Genomic DNA, 24995 nt, shown 5'->3' with positions numbered 1-24995 from the left:
TGGAAGAATTAGCTACGTTACGAAGTGTATTCCGTATGGGGCGTTAACTTTCCTGCTATTATATCATTAATTGTCCGCAAATGTTTAGAAAAATTTGAATGGTCTGTCACATCGACCCAACAGATGTCCTTCATTCGTCTAAACCAGGAAAGCTGGCGCTTGGCAAAACGCCTTGTGTTCCGTTTAAGCAGCGTAATTGCGTCTTCCCAAGACATCTCGTTGCGTAAATAAGCGGCGATTTCCTTATAGCCAAGTCCTTGCATGGAAACAAGGTGCTCCCCATATCCGAGACGAAGAAGCTCACGCACTTCTTCGACGAGTCCTTCCTCGACCATCTGATCGATACGGTCTTCAATACGTTTATATAGTAATTCCCGGTCCATTGTCAAGCCTATGATGCAAAGATTATAAGGAGATTCCCTGCGCTGCCCGGCCAGATGCTCCGACAACGGAATTCCTGTCAAGTGGGCGACCTCCAGAGCCCGGATGACCCTGCGGTGATCGTTCGGGTGAAGCCGCTCCGCGGTGGCCGGATCGATCTGGCGAAGCCTGTCATGAAGAGCCTGCTCCCCATGCTGCTCCAGATAAGCCCGCTGTTCCTCACGGAATGGTTCGTCGGAGCCGGCATCGCTAAATTGAAAATCATAGCACAGCGATTCAATATACAGTCCGGTGCCCCCGACAATGAAAGGCAGCTTGCCCCGGGCGCCGATTTGCTCGATAAGCCGCCGGGCCCGTTCCTGAAATTCGGCTACGGAAAAAGGATGATCCGGATCGTGAATATCGATCATATGATGGGGAACCCGGGCTCTTTCTTCCTTCGTCGCCTTGGCCGTGCCGATATCCATGCCCCGGTATACCTGCATCGAATCTCCGGAAATGATTTCGCAATGAAGCGATTCGGCTATATCCAGGCTGAGCCTTGTCTTGCCGACGGCCGTCGGCCCTACGAGAACAAGCAGTTTAGGTTGGTCAGATTCACGTGTCATCCTGAGATCACCCCGTAAGCGATTTTCGAGCTGGAACGAACGACCTCTCCGAAGCCAAGCCGTTCGAATTCCCGGCTTCCCCGCAGCTCCTTAAGAACAACCGCTCTCCGCGCAACCCGCTTGGCCTCCTCAATGGCGGAAGGCTGCAGGGAGGCGGAATTCGCCACCTCTCGAAGCGGGGACAGGTGGCTGGTCTCCTGCACCGGCTCCCGGAACATCGGATCGAAGTACACGATATCGAAGCTCTTGTCCGCAAGCTGCTTTAAATATTCCGCATGGTCCCGGTGAACCACCTGCACCCGGCGCATCGCTTCGTTCAGTTGGGGAATTTCGGAAATATAGGTCTTAAGCCCTTCCTTCAGCAAAACGGCCAGAGCCCCCTCGCTCTCCAGCGCGGTCACATGCCCGCTGCTTCCGACCGCATGAGAAAATACAATGGCATCCGAGGCCAAACCGGCGGTACAGTCCAGCACCGAATCTCCTTCCCGGACACCGGCGGCTGCGAGCAGCGAGTCGGACTCCCCGCGCACGATTCGCTTGATTCTTACCAGCGCCATGCTGGGATGAAAAAATAAAGGCGGCTGCGAGCCGCAATAATAATTCAGCTCTTGCTCGGAGACGGACCAAATCCGTTCCTCTCCATATTTATCGGCAAGCTGCTTGAGAGATTGGCGTTCCCGGGGCACCCAGGTCCAGCCGTTCTCGGCAGCAATCCTTCGGGATCGCGCTATCGCGCCATCCGTAGGGTTATATGTAGTCGTTACAATCATGCCATCACCCGGTCATTTCTATGCTCGTCTGCAAGAAAACATCTTCCCTTGCCCCAAGAGTATACTCTATTTTGCCCCAAAAGTATAATCCGGCTCCCCTATGCTGCGGAAGCCGGAATCATCTGTTGAGCTACATTACTCTTTTAAACATTTTTTCCAGTTCATATGTGGAGAAGCTGACGACAATCGGCCGCCCGTGCGGACACGTATATGGAATCCGGCAGGAAGCGAGCCGTTCCAGCAATGCCTCGATTTCCGCCAGGCTCAGTCGCTGGTTCGCTTTAATGGACGCTTTGCAGGAGCAAAGCGTAGAGGAAGCTTCCCGCAGCTTGGCCACGTCAATCTGTTTCTTCTCCGCCAATATCCATTCGGCCATTTCTTCTATAATGTCCTTCTCTTCCCCTTCCGGAAACCAATGGGGATAGGCGCGGACGATGAAGCTGTTCCCGCCGAAGCTCTCCAGATAGACGCCGACCTGTTCGAAATAGTCCAGCCGCTCCTTAAGCCGTTCCGCTTCCGCAGAGGTGAATTCCAGGGTTAGCGGAACGAGCAGCTCCTGGCTGGCCTCCTGAGGCTGGCCGAATTTATCATAATAGTATTCGTAATTAATCCGCTCATGGGCGGCATGCTGGTCGATCATGTACAAGCCATCCTCGTTCTGGGCGAGGATGTATGTGCCATGCAGCTGGCCGATCGGCTCGAGCCGCGGGAACGCGGGCATCCCGCCGCCTGCCTCCGCCTGCGCGAGCACGCCTGCGGCCGCCTCCGCCGCCGCACGCGCCTGCGCGCCTGCGCCGCCGCCGAAGCCGCCCTCGCGGCCGGCCGTCCCTGTACGGGAACGATTCCCGTACGGGGACGCTGCCGGCCCCTGCGGGGCGGCCGACCGCGCCTGCGGCCCGCGGCCCGACGCTGCGCCGGCGGCTGAGCGCCACGCGTCGTTCGCGTGGCTGGGCCGCTCCGGCGCAGGCGCGGTCGCGTCGGCGCCGGCAGCGGCGGGCGGCTCGGCTGCGCAGGCGCGCGGCGATGCGCCGGGCGGCGCGCCGTCACCGGCGGCGGCCGCTGCGAGCAGAGCGTCGTCCGGGCCTATATGTGGCCCGGTGGGACGCTGCTCGCTGGCGGGCGCTTCGCCGGCCGGGCGCGCCGTAGGCGCATCCGCCGCGGCAGGCGGCGCAGCCTGCGGCGGCGGGGGCAGCGGCTGTTCGCCAGGCGCTGCGGCAGGCTCGCTGCCGTACCACGCCAGCTGCTCGTGCACCACAGGCTGGCGCTTCACCGGCTTGGAGCCGCTTGGTATCAGCACCTCCTGCCGCAGGGCCGAGCGCACCGCCTCCTCCAGCAGCTGCATCAGCTCCGCTTCCTTGCTGAACCGGACCTCGAGCTTCGAAGGATGAACGTTGACATCGATCAGGCTCGGGTCCATCTTCAGATGGACAGCGGCCAGCGGATACCGGTTAATGGGCAGCAACGTATGGTAGCCCTTCAAAATAGCCTGAACGAGTCCATAATTGCGAATATACCTTCCATTAATCAACGAAGAGATTCCGAGTCGGTTCGCCCGCGTCCATTCCGGCAGCGAAATGAACCCGGTCAGCGTATAATCCAATGTCTCCCCGGAGACGGGAACCATTTTCTTGGCTGCCGCACTTCCATAGACGGCTGCGATAACCTGCAGCAGATCTCCGTTGCCCAGTGTCCTCAACAGCGAGTTGCCGTTATGCTTAAGGGAGAAAGCTATTTCGGGGTGTGCGAGCGCCAGCCTGTACATGAAATCCGACACGTGGCCTAATTCGGTCTGGATCGTTTTCATGTACTTAAGCCGGGCCGGCGTATTGTAAAACAGTTCCTTCACCAAAATATCCGTGCCTCTATTGGCCGCTGCCTCCTCCTCTGTAACGACCGTTCCGCCTTCCACCACTATCCGCCGGCCGAGTCCTGATTCATTGTCGGAGGTCAGGCATTCCACCTTGGCTACGGCAGCGATACTTGGCAGGGCTTCCCCTCTGAAGCCGAGCGTACGGATGTGAAATAAATCTTTGCCGCTCGAGATTTTGCTGGTCGCATGGCGGAAGAAAGCGGTCCGGCAATCCTCCGCCGCCATCCCCGACCCGTTATCCGTCACCCGGATCAACTGAATGCCGCCTTCCTCCAGACTGACGTCCACCCGGGTGCTTCCGGCGTCTATCGAATTTTCGACCAGCTCTTTCACGACCGAGGATGGCCGTTCCACCACTTCACCTGCTGCAATCTGGTTAGCGATATGCTCGTCCAACAGTCGGATAATTCCCATCCGGACCGCCTCCTTTCCTCATTTTCCAAGCGTATCGTTTAATGCAAATTTTATAAGTGCCACATAATAGCGGCCCGATCCGGCCGATTGGGACTTCATTTCTGATCGGATAGCTTGTGCATTAAGATATCGTAAGAGTCAACTGCCCGGCTTCGTCGGACCAATCGAATTTGCCGTACGATTGCTTGAAGGCATTCAGTTCAATATACGTCATGTCTTCTTTCATCTTCATTTCCGCTCCGAGCGGGAATTGAACCGCATGGCCATCTAGCGTCATTTCAACCATTTGCCGGTCGGCCTTCCATTCGATGGTGCTGCCGGCCAGAGAAGCAAGAATGCGGGAATGAACGAACGTACGGCCTTCTTCGCGAAGAACAGGCACGCTCCCGGCAAATTCCACTCCGTTAATCCGTACCGCCTGTCCCTCCGACTGGCTTACCTGCAAATTGTCTGCACCGGCCGTACGAAGTGCGGTTAACAATTGAGGAAGATCTCCCTCTGCGTGAACGTCCGGCGTAATTCCGACTCCGTTCACTTTATCCGATTTCGGAGTCAAGTACTCTTCTATCGTCAGCTTCAGGACACTGCCATCGGATAGCTCATAAGAAGCCTGTACGCTACCTTTGCCGAATGTCTTCGTACCTACAATGGTTGCCTTGCCGTGATCCCTCAATGCTCCGGACAACAATTCCGATGCGCTGGCGCTGTTCTCGTTGACCAGAAGAACGACCGGATAGCTCACTTCAGAACCACCGTCAACCTTGATCTCAGCCTTCTTCCCGCTGCGATCCTGGGTTTGCACGATGACCCCTTCCTTCACAAAATGCTTGGCTATCTCAACCGAAGCATCCAACAGCCCTCCGGGATTATCCCGAAGATCTATGACCAAGCCGCGGATGGACTCGTTTTTCCACTGCTCCATAATCTTGGAGAACTCCGCTGCCGACTCCGTGGAAAACATGGTCAGTTCAATATAACCGATGCCTCCTTGCAGCAGTTTGCCCGTTGCCACAGGCACCGTTACCTTTTTCACCGTCGCCTTGATTTGCAGCGTTTCCTCGCCCCGGCCAACGGAAAGCTCCACTTCCGCATTTTCCTCTTTCGGAATAAGGGCAACCATTTCATCCAGAGTCATTTGCTCCGTCACCGGCTGGCCCGCGACAGACAGTACCCGGTCACCTGCCATCAAGCCGGCTGCCTCCCCGGGGGAACCGGGAATCACCCGTTCAATGGCGATTCCTTCAGGAATCTTCGTCACTACAATCCCCAATCCGGTATACTGTTGGTCTATTGTGTTCTGGAAAGCTTCCCATTCCTCAACCGTCATAAAACTGGTATAAGGATCATCGACTGCTTGCAGCATGCCCTTGATAGAAGCTTCCGACAGCGTCTCAGTATCCACACCGCTCACATGAAGATTCTTCAACAGCTCATAAACTTCAAGTACACGATACTCCAGGTCATCCACATATAGTGCTTCGTTTGCCTCTTCCGCATAAGCCGGAAGCGCAAGCGTCAATGCCATAATGACGGCGAGCATAAGCGATTTCCAGCGATAAGTCCTGTTCTTCAATCTGATTCCTCCTCCATTGGATTGCAGCTTTCGGGTATAAATTAACAATCGTTCTTGAGTTCATATAGAAAATTCATCGCCTGAAGAGGAGTCATATTGATCAAATCGGCATTTTTCAACCGTTCCATCACCTGCTCCGCCTTGCCTGACGATTTACCGTCTGAAGCGGCGTTATACCGGGCTGCTTCTCGTTCCCGGGATTTCGAGCCCGAGGCTCCCGGTTTTGCTTCGGATAGGGAAGCCTCCGGCGGGAAGAAGCTCAACTGGACCGCCGCTGCCGCCGCTTCCTCCTCGGCATGCTGTACGGCGGCTCTGGCCTCGAAGGCGTTAAGCAGCGTGTAGGATCTCTGGATGATCGATTCCGGGAGGCCGGCAATTTGTGCGCAATAAATTCCGTAGCTCGTGCTCGCAGCCCCGGGGATCAGCTTGCGCAGGAAGGTAACCTGCTGCCCGCTTTCTTTAACCGCCATACAGAAATTACGCAGGTGCGGCAGGCTCTCGTCCAAATGTGCCAACTCATGAAAATGAGTCGAAACAAGCGTCTTACACCCAACCTGGTCATGCAGGTATTCGATCACCGCCTGGGCTATCGCCATTCCTTCCCCCGTGGATGTCCCGCGGCCCAACTCGTCGATGATGACCAGGCTGCGATCCGTCGCTTTCTCGGTCATCACCTGAATGTCCATCATTTCGACCATAAAGGTGCTCTGCCCGCCGATCAGATCGTCGGCCGCCCCGATCCTCGTAAAAATCCGGTCAACCAGCGGAATGACCGCACTCTCCGCCGGGACGAAGCTGCCGATTTGCGCCATGATCGACAGAATGGCCACCTGCCGCATATAAGTGCTTTTACCGGCCATGTTCGGACCGGTAATAAGCATGATCCGGCCTTCGTTCATCTGCAGCTCCGTATCGTTCGCGACAAAGGCATGCTCCTCCAGCACCGCCTCGACAACCGGATGTCTCCCCGCCTTGATGGACATATCGCCGCTCTCTGCCAGGACCGGACGGCAGAACCGCCGTTCGGCGCCTACCGTTGCCAGAGACTGCAGAACGTCGATGGTGGCGATGATCCCGGCCAGCTTCTGCAGCCTGTCCATCTGTCCGGCGATTCGCCCGCGAAGCTGCTGGAACAAGTCGTATTCGATGACTACAATCTTCTCCTGGGCTTCCAGAATGAGTGCTTCCTTCTCCTTCAGCTCGGGCGTAATGAACCGCTCGGCATTCGCCAGCGTTTGCTTGCGCTCGTAGGTGCCCTCGGGGATCGAATGCAGATTGGAACGGGTTACTTCTATGTAATATCCAAATACTTTGTTATATCCGACCTTCAGCGATTTAATTCCGGTCTTCTCCCGTTCCCTGCTCTCCAGTTCGGCAATCCATTGCTTTCCGTTGCGGTCGGCTTCGCGGAGCTGGTCGAGATATTCGTGATAGCCGTCACGGATCAGCCCCCCGTCTCTTACGGATACCGGCGGTTCGTCAACGATCGCTTCCTCGATCCATGCGCGGATGTCCTGGCAATCGTCCATTCCTTCAACGAGCTTATGTAGTGTGGAGGAACCCGACTGGACGCATACTTCCCGCAGCGCCGGAACTTGCCTGAGCGAATGCTGCAGCGCCACCAGGTCTCTGCCGTTCGCGTTGCCGTAGGAGATCCGGCCGACCAACCGCTCCAGATCGTAGACCTCCTTCAGAGCCGAGCGGAGATCATCGCGGACGATGACCTGATTATGTAAGCGTTCCACGGCTTCTAGCCTTTCCTCGATCGGCCCGCGCGTTATCAGCGGCTTCTCTATCCATCGGCGCAGCATCCTCGCCCCCATGGAGGTCACGGTTTGGTCCAGAAGCCATAGCAGGGAGCCCTTTTTCGAACGTTCGCGAACGGTTTCGACCAATTCCAGGTTGCGTCTGGTGAAGGGGTCCATTACCATGAATTGATTCGTCTCATAACGCCGGATGGAAGTAATATGAGCGAGCGCTCTCTTCTGCGTTTCACTCAAATACGCCATAAGGACCGAAACGACCTTCTTCTCGGCTTGTCCAAGCGTGCCCCACTCTTGCTCTCCAAAGAAGGAGCCGGCTTCCGGATCCTCCGCCTCTCTGACCGTATACAGCGGAGCTTTGGCCTGGCCTTGCAAGGCTGTTCTAACCCTGTTCAGCAGCGCCTCCTCCCCGATCACCTCCGAGGGAGAATAGACGGACAGCTCGTCCAGAAGCGATTCCTCCGCCTCCACCTCTGTCACATACAGCTCCCCGGTAGATAGGTCGCAGGCCGCGAAAGCGAAGCTTCCTTCCACAGAAGCAAGACAGGCCACATAGTTGTTGGTGCCTTCCGGCAGCTGCTTGCCTTCCATGACCGTTCCCGGAGTAACGATCCTGACAATTTCCCGGCGGACAATTCCCTTGGCCTCCTGCGGATTCTCCACTTGCTCGCAGATCGCCACTTTATAACCCTTATCTATTAATCTGGAAATATAGTTATCGGCCGAATGATAGGGAACGCCGCACATCGGAATCCGCTCTTCCGCCCCGCCCTCCCGACCGGTCAACGTCAGCTCTAGCTCCCGTGAAGCAATGATCGCATCCTCGAAAAACATCTCATAGAAGTCGCCAAGCCGGAAAAATAGCAAAGCGTCCTTCGCCTCGGCTTTGACGGACAAATATTGCTGTATCATCGGTGTATACTTAGTCATTTCAAACCCCCATAACAGAAACAGCGTATAAATTTCATTATAACATGAATGGTTGGAGGCCCGCCTGATTTTTTGACAACTCATTTCCATTTCTTTAGAGGTCCGCCAGGACAAGCTTGGATTGAACCAGGTATACATCCGGCCGTTAGCAGCGACGTCTGCGGATCGGATCCTCCAAACGTTTGCTGGCTCTATTAAACAGTTTCTTTTTTCACGGTCACGCTGTTTCGAAAACTCGCTGCAAATCACCGACATGACTTAGGGCATCCGTTCAGAGAGCGACGGCACCTTCATTAATATAATGTAAGTGGGAGAATCGACGAGTTCCATCAGGGTCCGTGGAGTCAAAAACCTGCGAAAGTACATCTTTTGGAATGTTTGCCGAGCTGTCTCGGGGAAAGCCTGCAAAGATACATCTTTTTGGCTTGTTGAAGCGGCGGTTTGGTTATTTCGAACGAGAATTCCTGTATTTTCGCAGGCTTTTCTTCCCGATATCTAGATTCGCTACATAATTGATGTACTTTCGCAGGAATTTATGTTCGCCGAGGAATGAAGTGCCGATAATCACTGACGTTGCTGATTATTCGGGATATAGTCATGCATATTTTCGCGAACCTTCTCCACAACTGTACCGGTGATGTCCCAAAAGACAAGCAAAGTGCATGACTTTTGGCGAAAATCCGGCAAATCCCGAAAAAGACGTGCAAAACTGCATGTCCATTCCTGGAAAAATATGGGATATCAACAAAATGGATAAATTTACGCAACATTTGCATGTCTTTGGCTGATCTCAAGTTAAATATTACAAAAAGACCTGCCGTTTTGCAGGTCTTTCTTCATCAGTCTTTTAGAAGCTCGCAAAAATTATGCCAAAACGCACGTTCGAAAAGCATGAGCATCCTTTGTCAGAAATGCGTAAATGTGAAGCCTGTTGGTCCAGACCGCTCCTGGCCGATGGCGCAACTCGGGCTAGGGATATTTGCCCTAACTGATCAGAGCCTCTCCAAAGTTTTCCGGCCTGCCGGAAGGTTCAATTCCGAAGCGGCGGGGAGCTTCCAGGCACCGCGAAAATCACCCGCCGGCAGAACCTTCCCGCCAAATACGATTTGCTTCAATGCGTCCAGCTCTTTCCTGTAGGTGGAATAAGCGGTCAATCGTTCAAGCTCCCCCCATAGTTCACGGACCACCGGGCGCAAATACGTTTTGTTGCCTTCGTAAAATGCCTGCTGCACCTCGAACCGTGTCAGCGGCTCCTGCTTTAGCTCGCCATAGTGATCGATGATGCAGCGGGTCAGGCACAATACCCCTGCGCTCAGACGGGGGGAACCGAGCCAACTCGCCAACGAGCGGTATTCGAATCCGCCATGGGCTTTGCGGCGAATATCTCCCAGATAGCCATAGCGGGGCCGGCGATATCGATCACGCTCTTCCTCCGTCAGCAGCATCGGGAGGGCCAAATAATTATCGAGCATCCGGACCAATCGGGAATGAAGCCAGATTCCGCTAATATGAATATGGCCGCCGAGCGGAATCCCGCGCACGGGCATGCCTCCCGCTACCCAGGCAAGATCGCGGTCCGTAATCAACCGGGTCGCCTGCAGAAGACTTCTCCGCAGATGGCGGACCAATTGCCTCGGATCGGAGGCGGGTTCCGGACGCAGCTCCACCAGCGGCATGAACGTTCGCTGTCCGCGCACAATCACGTTATCGCAGCCGACTGCCCCTTCCTTGTCCATAAAACGGGAGGCGGGAGTAATTTTCCCTTCCCGATTCTGCAGCACGAATTCCGGGTCCGCCCCGAGCATTGCTGCAGGTGCCCCTCCCGCCTGCTTCCTGACATCCGCGGCAAATTGACGGATCGCCTCGACAAGCCTTCGGACCCAGCCGCCCATCAGCTTCGGATTGGGCTCCACATCAACAATGACGGTCCGGCTGTCCGCCGTTACCGCCGTTCGTACCAGTGCAAAGTCCAGGCCCAAAGCATAAACCGCTTTTAAAGAATCCTTAACCGCTCTGCGCACAGGGTGGCTCCAGTTCTCCTCCCCCAGCTCACGGAAAGCCGGACGGATGGCGGAGGCCGAACGAGCCAGCAGAGGTTGAGCGGCCTTCTTCTCGTAGACGGTCAACACTTCCAGATGAAAGACGGGGATCATATACTCATGTGTATACATAGGAAAGCCGCTTCGTTCCGCCCTCGTTTGAAGTATTCCCGGCTTTAATCCGTGAAGCCTCAGTATCTCTTCCCTCTCCGGCCGGTTACCGGCCCGCAGTACGGGTTTCAGCCGATTGAGCGTCAGCACTCCTTCCGGCTCCTCCACCTTCGTCCCCCACCGAATGACCGCTTCTACCGGAAAGTCTTCCGGCAGCCTATCTCCGTGCGGCAGGTCCAACTGCTTCAGCAGAGGCTCCAGTTCTCTCTCCCGGCCATGCAGCACAAAAATCCCCATAACCGCCCCTCCTTGCCGGCACCAACCCTGATGCCGAAAAAAAGCTTCCATTGATGCATACTCGGAGATGTCGTCGAATCCTTCTTTAGAGGTAGCTTTTTATGCCAATAAGAGTCTTATTTTACGAATTATTTATGCTGTAAAAAAATAAGACCCTTATGCGGTAAAAAAGAGGGCTCCCGCCCTCAGCATAATAAAGCCTGTTACATATAATGGTTAATAAGTCAGGTGTAGTCCTCGTCGATCAGTTCAGGATCCAGATCTTCATAATCGCCGAGATCCTCGCCATCAAAGTCATAGGATTTATCATGGAAATCCGGGCATCCGTTCGGATTCACAAGGACGCATACTTTCGTTTCCGCCACCATTTCGATCATAAACTCCCGCTCTACCCTAATAATGACACAGCTACCGTCTGCCGATACGCTCGCCTCGACGCAGTTCGGTTCCTGTGTCGCAGTAGCAGATACTTCTGCCGTGGAAGCCCTATGTTTTTTGTCAATGTAAGATAACGGGATGACATCGACATACGAAACCGTTTCTTTGGCTACGTCCGTCTTCGTATTCCGATCATACGAATACCAGATGTTAATATCATAAGTACCTATTACTTCTACTCCGTCGCTCGCTTTGGCCGCTTCGTACTGATGATTGATAATCCACGCGCCTAGGATGCTGGTTGGAGCATGAGACGGAGTTACGGTATGGCTCACCTGACTGAATTTACGTCCTTTGCCGCAAACTGCTTTTGTTATGATCTCTCTAAACTGCAGATCTTTATCTGTAATCGACATCGTTTCAACCTCCTCCATACAATCATTCTTTTAAATTGTATGCAGGACATTCGTCTAGGGTGACAAAAATTTTTGAGAATCCGAGAAACCACGCCAAACTTGTTCATTCCTGATTTTCTAGGATTTTTGGCGGCTGCCCTTGCCTTGTCGGACAACCCTCGGCTTTCTTCCTTCTTTTTGTCTTCTATTCTTAAACCGGATGTCGACGGAGGGAAGGAATCCCCCCTGCAGCGTGGGAGTCCCCTCCGGGCCGCCGGTTCCCGACGAAGTCCGCCTGCTGAAGCAAATCTTTAATTCTTCCTTGCAAGCCTTCCTTCCAAGTAGGCTACCGCTTGATACATCAAGGTCGCTACGATCGCGATAATAAACAGACTGCCGATAACCAGAGAGAAGTTGAACACCTGGAAACCGTAGATGATCAAATAGCCCAGTCCTTGTTTCGACACAAGAAATTCCCCGACAATCACCCCGATCCAAGCCAGACCGACATTCACCTTCAGAGTGGAAACAATCGTCGGAAAGGAAGCCGGCAGAATCACCTTGCGAAACACCTGGGTCCGCTGCCCCCCGAAGATCCGGATCACCTTCACATAGTTCGAATCCACCTCGTTGAAGCTGGAGTAGATGACCAGTGTCGTTACTATGACCGTTATAGCCAATGTCATGGCAATGATGGACAGGACGTTGGGACCCAGACCGACAATAAAAAGAGGTCCGAGCGCTACCTTGGGCATACTGTTCAGGACGACGATGTAGGGATCGAGAACCTTTTGCAAAAAAGGCGACCACCAGATCAAGATCGCTATAGCCGTACCCACAAGCGTACCTAGAATGAAGCCGACCAGTGTCTCCAGCACCGTCACCCCGATATGCGGAAGCAGACTGCCGTCCAGCAGCTTGGAATACAGCAGCTCGATGATTTTGCTGGGGTAGCTGAACAGCAATACATCTATCCATTTATTCCTTCCCGCCATTTCCCATAGGATCAACCCGCCCGCAAGGATCGCCAGCTGGGACAACCATACCAGCCACTTCATTCTTCTGCGCTGCGCCAAATATTGTCCGAAGATCGATTCTGTCAAAGCTGTCCGTCCAGATGACTTGTTACCGGTTAGCATCATTGACACCACTCTTTCTTTCTTGAGTCTCCAGCTCCCTCCAAATTTGATTGAAGATCGGGTGAAATTCAGCCGCCTCCCTGGCCTTGAAAGGCGTCTCATGCCTTATCGGCTCCGGAATGATAATCTCCTTGCGCAATATGCCGGGGTTGCGGCCCATAACCAGTACGCGGTCACTCATCGCCACCGCTTCGGAAATATCGTGGGTGACGAGCAGGGCGGTTTTGCCTCTGGCCTTCAGGGTAGCGGACAGCAAATCCTCCAGCTCCAGCTTGGTCTGATAATCAAGCGCCGAGAAAGGCTCATCCAGAAGCAAAATATCCGGTTCGGTCACAAGAGTCCGCACCAAAGCCACACGCTGCCGCATCCCTCCGGACAATTGAGAAGGATACTGATCCTTCGTATCGGCCAGCCCCAGCTCATTTAACAGATGAAGGGCATACTCCCGGTTAGCCTTCGTAAGCTGACCGGTCAGTTCCAACCCGACCAAAACATTCTGGTAAATAGTCCTCCAGGGAAACAAATAATCCTGCTGAAGCATATAGCCGACCTTGCCTGACGGGCTCTCTACCGTTTCTCCAAAAATCTGCACCGTCCCGGATGTTGGCCGGATCAGCCCGGCGATTATCGAAAGCAGGGTTGTTTTTCCGCAGCCGCTAGGACCGACCAGACCGACAAACTCACCTGGTTCCAGCGACAGGTTGATCTCTTCGATGGCGAGGGAGGCGCCTCTTTCGGTTACGTATACCTGAGTAATCTCATTCAGACGAACTGCGGCTTCCATTCCGATTCCCCCTTTGCCCGTAAATATAGATTTACTTCACCACTCTTGTTTAAATCCCTCAGGAATTGTTACTCCTTCTGTTTGGCCTGTTCCGCATACTTGTTGTTAACCAGTGCAGCCGGTTCAATTCTTTCCTTCAGCTCTCCGGCTTCCTCCATGACATCAAGCAGATTATTCCACTCCTCGTCATCGATGATAGGATCGCTTGCATAGCTTCCTTGCTCTTTATAACGCTGAACTACGCGGATTATAATGTCCTTCTCCGTATCCTGGAAGAAAGGAGCGATGGATTCGGCTATGGCCTCTACCGGCTGGCTGTCGACCCATTTCTGCGCGCGTTGAACCGCGTTAGTGAATTTTTGAATAATCTCTTCGTTCTTGTCGATATAGCTTTTCTTGGCCATAAAAACGGTATAAGGCAAACGTCCGCTCTCCACTCCGAACGATGCTATGACCGAGCCTTTGCCTTCCTTCTCAAACACGGATGCCTGCGGCTCGAACAGCTGGACATAATCTCCCGTGCCCGAAGCGAAGGCTGTCGGGATGTTGGCGAATTCGACGTTTTGCAGCAGGTTCAAGTCTTTATGCGGATCGATTCCGTGCTTCTTCAATGTAAATTCACCCGCCATCTGTGGCATTCCGCCTTTGCGCTGACCAAGGAAAGTGCTCCCTTTCAGCTGCTCCCATTTGAAGTCCGGCATCTCCTTGCGGGCTACCAGAAACGTCCCATCCGTTTGCGTCAGCTGGGCGAAATTCATGACCGGATCATCACTTCCCTGCTGATGGACATAAATGGAAGTTTCCGAACCGACCAGCGCGATGTCGATCCCTCCGGAAAGCAGTGTGGTCATCGTTTTATCTCCGCCGAAGGTAGTCGTCAGCTCCACCTCCAGCCCCTCCTCTTTAAAAAAACCTTCTGATAGGGCTACATACTGGGGAGCGTAAAAAATCGAACGGGTTACTTCTCCCAGTCGGATTTTCGTTGCTCCTCCGTTTTGCGAGCACGCGGGCAGTATAAGCCCGAGCGCCAGCATCAGCACAAGGAACGCTTGCCATCCCCGTTTACTCATGAACATCATTCTCCTCCCCGCTAGTGATTGTTCCCTGTATCATATGCAGAAGCCCAGCAAGTGGTTTAACCTCAGCCGACTTTTTCCCTATTTCCTGCTGTATACCTGGGAAAAAAGAACGAACCCGAATGCTCTATCCGGATTCATCATCTGAGCGTTATCCCTTCCAATCAAGGAGTGAATAACCAATCATCACAACACTTCTTCTGGAGTGTCGCGATAACCTTCCTTCATGACCCGGCAGTTAGCCACATTCAATTCTATTTCAGCATGCGCCGGTCACTGATTCGTTGTTTGAAGCTTCGTCACTTTCCTTCGGAACGGAATGGACGCCTTAGGTAGAAATCCATTTTCATCCGTCTAACAGACTCCTTGTATCCTCCATATGAGAAAAAGCGCCCCGGAATAAGGGCGCTTCATATTCATGCGATCCACCTGCTTACAGCTTGTAGATCGGTTTATATTTCTCTTCCAAATACCGGACTAGGTAATCCGGATTCAGTTCCTCGCCTGTCACCTGAAGCACAATCTCTCCGGGGTCCAGCAGCTTGCCGTACTGATAAATCTGCTCGGTCAGCCATTCCTTGATCGGCAGCAGGTCCCCTTTCGCTATTTTGTCTTCCGTATCGGGCATCTGACCCAGCAGAGTATGGCGGAATTGGGCCGCATACATATTTCCTAACGCATAGGACGGGAAGTAGCCGAACATGCCTCCGGCCCAGTGAACGTCCTGCAGTACGCCTTCCCCGTCATTCGCCGGGACAACCCCTAAATAGTCCCTATATTTCTCATTCCAGAATTCGGGCAGATCCGCAACGCTCACCGTTTCTTCAAACAGTGCTTTCTCGATTTCATAGCGGATCATGATATGTAAATTGTAAGTGACCTCATCCGATTCCGTACGGATCAAGGATGGCTTGGATTCGTTGATAGCCCGGTAGAAGTCGGAAAGCGGCACGCCATCCAGAAGTCCGCTGAATGTCTGCTGTAGCTCACCGTAGTACCGCTGCCAGAATGAATAGCTTCGGCCGACCATGTTTTCCCAGAAGCGGGATTGAGACTCGTGAATGCCCATCGAAGTGCCGGAGCACAGATTGGTACCCATCAAGTCTTTGGTTATATTTTGTTCATACAGAGCGTGACCGCCTTCATGAATCGTGCCGAACAGTGCCGTCGCCAGATCATCCAGCACAAACTTCGTCGTGATCCGAACATCTCCGGGATTAAGTCCGATAGCAAACGGATGCACCGTCTCATCCAGACGTCCGGCCTCCAGATCATAGCCCATCTCCCGCAGGATGAACAGGTTGAACTGCCGCTGCTTCTCCTTATCGAAGGTTTGCTTAAGGAAGGATGTGTCCGGCTGATGGGGAGACTGCTGTATTGCGGCTACCAGCGGCACTACCCGCTCTCTTAAGGCTCCGAACAGCTGATCCAGCTTAGCCATGGTCATGCCCGGCTCATACATGTCCAGCAGAGTATCATATTTGTTAGTTTCATAGCCCAAGAACTCGATAAATTCGAGATTTGTGGCCACTATTTTTTCAAGATAGGGACGGAATTTGGCAAAATCAGAGGTTTCCTTCGCCTCCTCCCAGACAGACTCGGCCTGTGAAGTAAGGACGACGTACTGCTGGTATAGATCGGGCGGAATTTTTTTGCTCCGGTCATACTCTTTCTTTGCCACAGCGATCATTTTTTTCTGAGTCCGGTTCAGCCGTTCTTCATGGTCGGGCCGGGACAGCTCTTCCAGGATGGCTCCCATCTCGTCGGATGTCGATAATCTGAACAATTCCCCCGACAACTGTCCGATCACTTGTGATCGGCCTTCGACTGCTTTCTTGGGGGCACCTGTCCGCAAATCCCAGTGCATCAATCCGACGGCTTCTCCATAAGCGATCATTTTTTTGATCAGTTTTTGAAAATCATTCAAATGCTGTTCAAAGGCGCTCATTCCGACAACTCCTTCCCATTATATGGTACACTTTGATATTACTTTTTCTTCGTTTTATAATCAACATGTAGATTAATTACATAAGAGCGCCGATAAGTACAAGGAGTGATGATGATGCATATAGAGGTGGGACAGGCTGCGCAAAGCGAAATTTTACAACGGTTCGGCAGAGAAGGCTATGCCCTGAAGCTCGTCTACGATTCGGAGGGATGCGGATGCGCTGTGAGCGGGGTTCCGCAAATTTGGGTGGTGGATCCGATGGAGCCTTCGGAGGAATCTTCTGCGGCCGCATGTTCTCCTATTTCTATCCTTTACGAGAAGAGACAGGAGGTTTTTTTCGAGGATAATCTGAGGCTGGATTATAATACCGAGAAGAAAGTGTTCCAGCTCAAGAGTAATCAGCAAATCTACAACGCCTCGATGACCTTGCTGGACAAAAGAAATACCACTTCGTCCGTTTCCAGAACGCAATAGATTGTTATAATCCCAAGAACGGCAAGCTTGGAGCCGGGCGTGAATGGCTGCAGCGCTAAGAACCGGATGTGCCTTCCCCTTGGAAAACCGTTTATAGTCCGAGGCCTGCTTGCCAAGTAATAAAACCTTTTTTCTAACTATAATGAAACGGTTGCTCTGGACGTCCGTATTTAGTATTGTATAAATAGATTTTACAAACTTCAGGAGGGGAACTATGAAAAAGTTCATGCTAGTATTTATGGCCTGCTTCTTATTATTTGCCACGGCAGCTCCGGCCATCGTCGATGCCAAGCCGAGAGGCGGAAGCTACAAGTCTAATACCGGCAGTTTCAAACAGCAGCAGAACACACCGTCCAAGAGCCAGGATAGCGTCAACAAGGATTCTGCTACCAACCGTTCTACGAATAGCACCGGTACGGCCGCCAATGCCAACCGCGGATTCTTCAGCGGAGGCAGCTTTATGAAAGGGCTAATGATCGGCGGACTCGCAGGTATGCTGTTCGGAGGCTTGTTCGGCGGAATGGGCTTCATGGGAGAAATTCTTGGTCTGCTGGTTAATCTTGCTGCATTGTTCATCGTCATTTTTGTCGTATTTGCGATCGTTCGGGCAATCTTCAACGCCATGGACCGCCGCAAGAAGCAGCAAATGCACAACGATCCCTACAAGAGGTAAGATAGATGATACTGAACGAACAAGAACTTATTAACGCTATCTGCCTTCACATTGCGGAGCGCAAGCAAATTCAGCCTACTCAGGTGCAGGTGCAGCTCATGTGGGATGAGGAGCTGGGCTTCTCCGCCGAAGTGACGGCAGAGGGACGCAACCAATATTTGATCGAAGCGAACATGAAGGAAGCGATCGAGAGGTACATGCTTACCCAGTACGACCGCCGCGTTTTCCGCAGCGAGATTGAACTGGATGTCGAAGACGAAATGTTCGCGATTATTCGCGAGGAATAATCAATCCACTCATACTACCACGGCTGCCTATAACGGGTTATGCGTTATATAGGCAGCTTTTTTACGTGCGAATCATTATTTTGCCACTCCTGCCCTGCCCTTGCTTATTAAGTGGCTAATTAGCAAAAAAAACCGCTTGCACAATGAAGTGCCGAGCGGTTTTTGTTGCAGAATTAACGGGTGTCGGTTCCCAGGCAGTGCCAATCTGTTCAGGAAGGCTGCAAGTTCCCCGATTCCGCAAGTATTCGTAATGATATTTTAATGCTATCTAGGTTGAACCCATTTGCGGCAGCTATGCCTCTTTGCCAACATTCAACAGCCGGTATACGATGGCGGCCATCACCGCACCGATGAGAGGGGCCACAATAAATACCCATAATTCTGCCAGAGCTTCCCCGCCCAATAGAATGGCCGGACCGAAGCTTCTTGCCGGATTGACGGACGTGCCGGTAAGGCCTATGCCCAGAATGTGAACGAGCACCAGCGATAACCCGATAACCAGCCCTGCTACATGACTATTCGCAGAATCGGAGGTGACGCCCAATATGACGTATATGAAGATGAAAGTCAATACGATCTCCACGATGAACGCCATGCCCGCGGTGATTCCGATTCCGTACCCTTCACCGAATCCGTTCTGTCCCAGACCAGTTACGGGCAGACCCGTTGAATGAATAATAGCGTACAGCAGCACCGAACCCGCTACGGCCCCGGCTGTCTGAGCTATCACATAACCTATGAATTCCTTTCCCGACATCTTGCGACGGATGAGCATTGCCAGCGAAACCGCCGGATTTATATGGCATCCGGAGATGGGGCCGATCACATAAGCCATCGCAACGATGGACAATCCGAACGCGAAGGCGATTCCCAGATAGCCTAACTCGCCCCCGGCCGTTGCCGCACTTCCGCAGCCTATCAGCACCAGCACCAACGTACCGATGAATTCGGCCGCATATTTTTTCCATGAGGGATACATTTCTTTCCTCCTTCCCTTGTATACTTGAACCTGAAATAGAATACAAGGTCAAACTAAACAAAAAATGAACAGCTGTTTAATCACAGGTGTCTCCCGCCATATTTTGTTTCCTGCATACCTCTTCGAAAAATAGACGTTACCTGAATTAAATATCAGGAGCAAATGAAATAACACCTCCCACCGATCACGTCGAAGAGAGGTGCTTATCACTTTAACCCGGCCAGATCCTGGGATGATTCCGAGCCGGAAACTTTCCCATGCGTTAAACATTAAATCCGTATGGTAGAGGGGATTAATTTTCCTTCGATCATCGTCCACTGCACGTCGAAGCTGTCGTTGAGCAATACTAGATCGGCCTGGCAGCCGGCAGCGATTCTTCCCTTATGCCGACGGCCTAATATATTCGCAGGCGTCGTCGATGCCATCTGAACCGCATCGGTTATGGAAATTCCGAGCTCGACCGTCAATTGCAATGCTTTATTCATTGTAATCGTGCTCGAGGCTAACGTTCCGTCCTGTAAACGGGCAATCCCGTCGGCTACTTCGACTTGATGCCCTCCGAAAGTATAAATTCCGTCTCCCAAACCCATGGCTTGAAGAGCATCCGTAATCAAAACCATGTTATCGGCGCCCTTCACACGATGCATCAATCGAACGATGGCCGGATGGAGATGGACATTATCCACTATAGCTTGCAGGCTCACATGCTCCTCCTCAAAGGCGGCTGCGACAAGTCCGGGATCCCGGTGATGAATGGGCCGCATGCCGTTGAAGCAATGAGTCACGTGACTGGCCCCACGGGCGAAGGCAAGCTTCGCCTCTTCATAGGTAGCATCGGAGTGGGCGGCCGCCACAATGGTCCCTTGTTCCCGCAAGTAAGAGATCATTTCCATTCCGCCGGGTAATTCGGGAGCAATCGTCACCATTTTAATCCAACCGTCCGCTTCCCGGTAAATTCTCCTCATCTCTTCGATATCGGGATGCCGGAGGAATTTTTCATTCTGCATTCCTTTCCGTTTCTCGTTTAAATAGGGGCCTTCCAAATGAATACCCGCGATCGCGGCTCCTTCCTCATGACCGATGACCCGCTTCACACTTTGAATCATCCCCAGCAAATCTTCTATCGTCGAGCTTACGGAAGTGGCCAGAAATGAAGTGCATCCGCTTGATGCACAGGCAAGGGAAACTTCCTGGACACTTTGTGCCGTACCATCCATCATATCAAAACCGTTGGCTCCATGAATATGTACATCAATCATTCCGGGAATGAGCAGCATTCCTTGACCATCGATAAGCTCGTAATTTTGTACCTGCCCCGAAGATAGAGGCCGGGTGTCGATTTTTTCTATTAATCCGTCACAAATCCAAACATTAGCCGGCCATAGCACCTCATTCCCGCATACGGCCCTTACATCATAGATAATTTTGCGGTTCAAGCGCATCTCCTCCTTCTCGTTTGCTGATAAATAGAGCGTAGCATACCCCGGGGCAAAAAGAAAAACCCAAAGTGGTTTCTTTCCTGACTAATCCGGGCGTAATACAACTCCTAATGACGTTATTGTATTCGAATCCGATCGCCCTCCTGCAGCTGCCCGCTTCTCTCCTGTATAATACCAAACGAATATACTTCGCCCGCTTCCGTTAACATAAATGGTATGCGTTTTCCGCCGCGACGCAGTTGGACTGATCCGTTGGTTAACCGATTCATCAGTTATAAATTTCCTTGTTTCTTCAAAAGGTCGTTTAAAATTTTAATCGCCTCTTGTAATTTCTCGTTTAATGATTGGAACTCCATCCAATCCTGCTCAAGCTCGGTTTTGTAAAAATCAATCCTGGTTTGTACCGAATCGACGGCCTGTTCAATATCTTGCTTCATTCGGATTTTGACCAGACTTCTTCTCAAGTCATGATTGCTCTCGTTCAATTCGGCTGAACCCCGGATGATGTCTTCTTTCGAACCTGCCACTGTACTCGGAATCGGCGTTTTAGGCGTCGAATCGGCTGCAAAAGAACGATGCAACTCGTTGAATTTAGTTAACAGACTCACCAGTTTGCTTTGTTCAGTCTGCTTCAATCTGATGTCATCAAGTTTTTCACTGACCTGATTTTGCAGCATCTCCACCCTTTTTCGCTGAACCTCGATCAGTTGACATTCAATATCACAACTACCAGGATCACCCGGAAAACCAGGTGAAAAACCGGATGTATTTAACATCATGGCTTGCTTGACTGCAGCTTGGGCAGAAACGTATGGTGAGTTAAACGGCATCAAACCGGACATTGCGATCATCACACCCATCCATACTGCCAAAAATTTAACGATGTTTTTTCGGTTCATGAACCACACCTCCATCTTTACATCTTCAGTTATGAAGAAGAACGTTCCAGCATCCTGAGCAGCATGACTGCCGCTTCCGCACGAGTGGCCGTGTCGTTCGGTACGAACCGGTTCCCTCCGCGGCCATCGACGATGCCAAGTTTGCGAATCGCTTCTACTGCGCCCTTCGCCCACTGTGGAATAGCTTCGTTATCGGCAAAGCCGGTTGTCGCACTCGAATTAGTCTGCATCTTAAGAGCCCTTGCGATCATCGCCGCCAGCTCTGCACGAATGATCTGCGCGTTCGGACGGAAGCTGCCGTCTTCATATCCTTCTACAATCCCCGCTTGTACCGCCTGCGCAACGGCCTGTTTCGACCATGCACCGATTTGTTCGTTGTCGGTGAACATAAGCGCGGCACCTTCACCTTTCAGTTTCAAAGCGCCTGCCAGCATCACCGTAAATTCGGAGCGAGTGACCGGATGATGGGGCTTGAACGTTCCGTCCGGATAACCACTGACAATTCCCTTCTCAGCAGCGCGTTTGATGTAGCTTTCCGACCAGTGTCCGGGGATGTCGGTAAAGGAGATCGCCGGTATTACAGCTTCAACAGGTTGGATCCGCTCTATAGTGAGCGTGTACGTCTTCCGCGAACCGTCTTCTGCCACAACGATCAGCGGAATGATATTTCCGCCTTCTTTCAGGTCGATTGCGAAACCGCTGCCTAGCTGTTGATCCTGCCATGTCACTTTGGCTGCCGAGTGCTCGGCAGATGCTTTCAACTCGATTTGTTTCGCTTCCGTCTTAGCCGTATAAAACAAGGTATCCGATCTAAAGGAAGGCATTAAAGAAACACGTTTGCCATCCACCCATACCTCAAGCGCTTTTAAATTGGCGTTGCTGGATAAATACCAGCCGGCACCGGAACCGCCTCCCGAATCTCCACCGCCGGACGAAGCACGAGGGAGCGTTCTTGCCGCATTGCTTAATCCGGATTCGCTTTCGTTCCCCGCAGCATCATAGGCATGGACAGTAAAGCGATAATTAGTATCAGGTGACAGGTTTCTCATCGTATACATATAGACGCTGTCCGTTACCGAATATTCATATTTGTCGCTTGCTCCGTCCGCCTTCTTCTCGTCATTCAAGTAGAGACGATATCCGATAACAGCAACATTATCTTGTGCAGCCGGCCATGACAGTTTGACGCTGGTTCGGGTGATATCCGATACGAGCAGTTCGCTCCTATCCGGCCATGCCGGTGGTTCGGTGTCCGGTTCGGACGGATGCGGCAACGTCTTTGCCGAAGCGGTTAGTGCCTCACTCTCGTTCCCTGCCCCGTCATAAGCCGTTACTTTGAACGTGTAGATTGTATCTACCTTCAATTCGGCAACGGTAGTTTTATAGGTGCCTCTGCTGATAGTTATCCTTTTCTGATCGTTGACGTAAATACGGTAGCCGGTTACTCCGATGTTATCTAATGCGCTCGGCCAGGACAGGCTCACGCTCGATTGTGTGATGTCCGAGACACTCAGTTCATCGCCTTCATGCCATTGAGGTGGTTCGGTGTCCTGTTCCATTGAATCTGCTTGCAGCATAACATTCATTGTTCCTGCAGTCGTTGTGTCACTAATCAATGTCGCTTTTAAGGTTGCCTGCCCCGTCGATGCTTGGGCCGTTACCGTCAACAGACCTTGTTCAGAATCAATGCTTACTCCATCGGCATCTGTGACGCTCCACCATACAGGCTCATTCGGCATCATTTCATCATTTTCATCCAGCACAATCGCTTCATATTGCTCCGTTGCGGACGTTTCGCCGCCAGTCGGGATGGTGATCTCCTTGGCACCACGGATTTCGATCTTACTTGGAGCTGGCGTGTCTCTTATTACCTCTATCCTGATTTCCGCCTGCAAGGAAGTCGGGTGATGAATATACTCGGGCAATTGCACTAGTCCGGTAATGGTATAAATTCCCGCCTGCTCAGGGTCATAATCAGTTTGGACAACATCCCAAACGACATCAAGGTCAACTTCAGCGGCATTGGATAGTTGAACGCGAACGGCCTCAGGCAAGCGAAGATGCTCGATCGCTATTCCTTTGGGGACTTGCAGCGGGTGAAATGGTTCAACCCATGCAATTGTTGCATACGGAGTTGCCGATACCGGTTCCGCAAAGCCGCTCTCCGCTCCCCCCGCACTCACTGCTTTTATCGTGAGCCAATAGGGCAGGCCAGCGGTCAGGTTGTTGACGGTATAGACCGTATCTGTAACGGCCTCCTCATGTATGCTCACCCAATCCGCAGGATCATCGGGAGCCGTTATGCCTTGATGCATATAGATCTGATAACGGGCAGCTCCATCAACCCAATTCCATGTCAAATGTACTGCTCCCTCATCGGCATTAGCTGTGACTTCGTCCGGAGCAGCAAGGGATATCGCGCCAAGCACATACAACTTCCCATTCAGTGAACCCACATAGATCGTACCGTCCGCGCCGATCGCCGGGGAGGAACGAGTCCCACTCTCTATTTGATAAAACCACTTTAGGCGATCCGCTTCATCCGCAGCATGCGAATCCAGCGCATACAACTTCCCGTCGTACGATCCGACATAAATCGTGCCGTCGGCGTCAAGGATCGGCGAGGATCGTATGCCATTCTCAGTTTGGTAAAACCACTTTACACGATCAGCGTCACTAACAGCATCCGGATCAAGCGCATACAATTTTCCATCGGAGGAACCGATATAAATCGTGTCGTCCAAGCCGATTGCCGGGGAGGAAACAATCGCGCCATCGGTTTCATAGAACCACTTCACACGATCCGCATCACCTGAAGCATGTGGATCCAGCGCATACAGTTTCCCATCGTACGAACCGACATAAATCGTGCCGTCGGAACCAATCGCTGGTGAAGATTCGATCACCAAGCCTGTATCATAGAACCACTTTACGCGTTCCGCTTCATCCTTAGCATGCACATCCAGTGCATACAATTTCCCTTCATACGAACCTACATAGATGATGCCCGCCGAATCGATAACCGGAGAAGAAACAATCCAATCCTCAACGTCATAAATCCATTTCACACGATCCGCATCACCTGAAGCATGCGGATCCAGTGCATACAATTTCCCATCATACGAACCGACATAGATCGTACCATCCGCCCCGATGGCGGGGGATGAAGCAATCCAATCTCCTGTTTCATAGAACCAATTCACACGATCCGCATCATCTGAAGCATGTGAATCCAGCGCATACAAGTTTCCGTCATGCGAACCGACATAGATCGTGCCGTCCGCGCCAAGCGCAGGCGAAGAAACGATCCAGCCCCCTGTGTCATAAAACCACTTTACGCGACCCGCTTCATCCTCAGCATGCGGATCCAACGCGTACAACTTCCCATCATTCGATCCGACATAAACCGTACCGTCGGAACCAATCGCCGGCGAAGATTCCAGCATATCCCCTGTTTCGTAGGACCACTTCTCCTCATCAAGCGAGCTGCCCTTATATCCGGATTGTCTCGTCCAATTGAATGCCGTTGGCTGTGCAGCATCCGGATCGTACGCTCCGCCCTCATAGCCAATCCCTTGATCGAACAGAACATCGACAGCCCTTCCGATCGAGGTGGGGAACAGCCCTATACAACTAATCCAAATCGTGAGAATCAGAAGCCAAACTTTCTTACTCCGCTGACCCATCCCATACAAGTCCTCCTTTTGCTTCTTTTTGAAATTCATTCCTGATGATTATACAAATATCCCGCTTTTTTGTGATCAACCT

General features: G+C 52.2%; 18 protein-coding genes. 3 read left to right on the top strand and 15 right to left on the bottom strand.

The genetic code is table 11. The annotated features are described in order from the left end of the window. Positions 1–17 precede the first annotated feature (17 nt). The 11 genes from miaA to ACTHRH_RS11855 all read right to left on the bottom strand — a co-directional run bounded on the left by miaA (position 18) and on the right by ACTHRH_RS11855 (position 16476). Positions 18–989, bottom strand: coding sequence for a tRNA (adenosine(37)-N6)-dimethylallyltransferase MiaA (miaA, locus tag ACTHRH_RS11905; RefSeq protein WP_440415663.1), 972 nt, complete (start codon positions 987–989; stop codon positions 18–20). Beyond that, complete coding sequence (locus ACTHRH_RS11900; RefSeq protein WP_144933476.1) at positions 986–1759, bottom strand: class I SAM-dependent methyltransferase; 774 nt, start codon at positions 1757–1759, stop codon at positions 986–988. The genes miaA and ACTHRH_RS11900 overlap by 4 nt, the downstream gene beginning before the upstream one ends. 130 nt (positions 1760–1889) lie before the next feature. Then, the gene (mutL, locus tag ACTHRH_RS11895) at positions 1890–4043 is read right to left on the bottom strand and encodes a DNA mismatch repair endonuclease MutL (RefSeq protein ID WP_144933475.1); all 2154 of its coding nucleotides are present in this window, start codon (positions 4041–4043) and stop codon (positions 1890–1892) included. Positions 4044–4164: 121 nt separating this feature from the next. After that, on the bottom strand, positions 4165–5616 hold the full coding sequence (locus tag ACTHRH_RS11890; protein ID WP_440415660.1) for a S41 family peptidase: 1452 nt from the start codon (positions 5614–5616) through the stop codon (positions 4165–4167). A 41-nt stretch (positions 5617–5657) separates the two neighbouring features. After that, positions 5658–8309: a DNA mismatch repair protein MutS gene (gene mutS, locus ACTHRH_RS11885; protein WP_150959967.1), complete on the bottom strand. Its 2652-nt coding sequence runs from the start codon at positions 8307–8309 to the stop codon at positions 5658–5660. Positions 8310–9301: 992 nt separating this feature from the next. Continuing rightward, the gene (locus ACTHRH_RS11880) at positions 9302–10756 is read right to left on the bottom strand and encodes a putative amidoligase domain-containing protein (protein ID WP_440415658.1); all 1455 of its coding nucleotides are present in this window, start codon (positions 10754–10756) and stop codon (positions 9302–9304) included. A 224-nt stretch (positions 10757–10980) separates the two neighbouring features. Beyond that, complete coding sequence (locus ACTHRH_RS11875; RefSeq protein WP_144933471.1) at positions 10981–11550, bottom strand: outer spore coat protein CotE; 570 nt, start codon at positions 11548–11550, stop codon at positions 10981–10983. 290 nt (positions 11551–11840) lie between these two features. Continuing rightward, entirely contained in the window at positions 11841–12668 is an 828-nt protein-coding gene (locus ACTHRH_RS11870) for an ABC transporter permease (RefSeq protein WP_440415700.1), read from the bottom strand. Continuing rightward, the gene (locus ACTHRH_RS11865) at positions 12655–13452 is read right to left on the bottom strand and encodes an ABC transporter ATP-binding protein (protein WP_186328208.1); all 798 of its coding nucleotides are present in this window, start codon (positions 13450–13452) and stop codon (positions 12655–12657) included. The genes ACTHRH_RS11870 and ACTHRH_RS11865 overlap by 14 nt, the downstream gene beginning before the upstream one ends. A 68-nt stretch (positions 13453–13520) precedes the next feature. Next, positions 13521–14522 (bottom strand): ABC transporter substrate-binding protein, encoded by a 1002-nt coding sequence (locus ACTHRH_RS11860; protein ID WP_144933468.1) that lies wholly within the window; start codon positions 14520–14522, stop codon positions 13521–13523. A 439-nt stretch (positions 14523–14961) separates the two neighbouring features. Then, the gene (locus ACTHRH_RS11855; RefSeq protein WP_440415654.1) at positions 14962–16476 is read right to left on the bottom strand and encodes a carboxypeptidase M32; all 1515 of its coding nucleotides are present in this window, start codon (positions 16474–16476) and stop codon (positions 14962–14964) included. Between the two features lie 114 nt (positions 16477–16590). On the opposite strand from ACTHRH_RS11855, the gene ACTHRH_RS11850 reads away from it, so the two are divergent. The 3 genes from ACTHRH_RS11850 to ACTHRH_RS11840 all read left to right on the top strand — a co-directional run bounded on the left by ACTHRH_RS11850 (position 16591) and on the right by ACTHRH_RS11840 (position 17910). Then, positions 16591–16950: an iron-sulfur cluster biosynthesis family protein gene (locus tag ACTHRH_RS11850; RefSeq protein WP_440415652.1), complete on the top strand. Its 360-nt coding sequence runs from the start codon at positions 16591–16593 to the stop codon at positions 16948–16950. Between the two features lie 214 nt (positions 16951–17164). Continuing rightward, positions 17165–17623 carry a hypothetical protein gene (locus tag ACTHRH_RS11845; RefSeq protein WP_144933465.1) on the top strand — a complete coding sequence of 153 codons (459 nt, stop codon included), beginning with the start codon at positions 17165–17167 and terminating at the stop codon, positions 17621–17623. A gap of 5 nt (positions 17624–17628) precedes the next feature. Further along, positions 17629–17910 (top strand): YxcD family protein, encoded by a 282-nt coding sequence (locus ACTHRH_RS11840; RefSeq protein WP_144933464.1) that lies wholly within the window; start codon positions 17629–17631, stop codon positions 17908–17910. Between the two features lie 292 nt (positions 17911–18202). On the opposite strand, the gene ACTHRH_RS11835 is transcribed toward ACTHRH_RS11840, so the two are convergent. From ACTHRH_RS11835 to ACTHRH_RS11820, 4 genes are all read right to left on the bottom strand, one after another. Continuing rightward, on the bottom strand, positions 18203–18889 hold the full coding sequence (locus tag ACTHRH_RS11835) for an MIP/aquaporin family protein (protein ID WP_144933463.1): 687 nt from the start codon (positions 18887–18889) through the stop codon (positions 18203–18205). A gap of 269 nt (positions 18890–19158) precedes the next feature. Next, entirely contained in the window at positions 19159–20325 is a 1167-nt protein-coding gene (nagA, locus tag ACTHRH_RS11830; RefSeq protein WP_440415649.1) for an N-acetylglucosamine-6-phosphate deacetylase, read from the bottom strand. A 275-nt stretch (positions 20326–20600) separates the two neighbouring features. Next, entirely contained in the window at positions 20601–21227 is a 627-nt protein-coding gene (locus ACTHRH_RS11825) for a hypothetical protein (RefSeq protein WP_440415647.1), read from the bottom strand. A 29-nt stretch (positions 21228–21256) separates the two neighbouring features. After that, the gene (locus ACTHRH_RS11820; RefSeq protein ID WP_440415645.1) at positions 21257–24913 is read right to left on the bottom strand and encodes an S-layer homology domain-containing protein; all 3657 of its coding nucleotides are present in this window, start codon (positions 24911–24913) and stop codon (positions 21257–21259) included. Positions 24914–24995: the final 82 nt, after the last annotated feature.

This window comes from Paenibacillus sp. SAFN-117 (assembly GCF_051966115.1).
Classification (GTDB): Bacteria; Bacillota; Bacilli; order Paenibacillales; family NBRC-103111; genus Paenibacillus_L; species Paenibacillus_L residui.
Note: the sequence above shows the minus strand (reverse complement) of the source record. Positions and strands in the feature narration are given on the sequence as shown.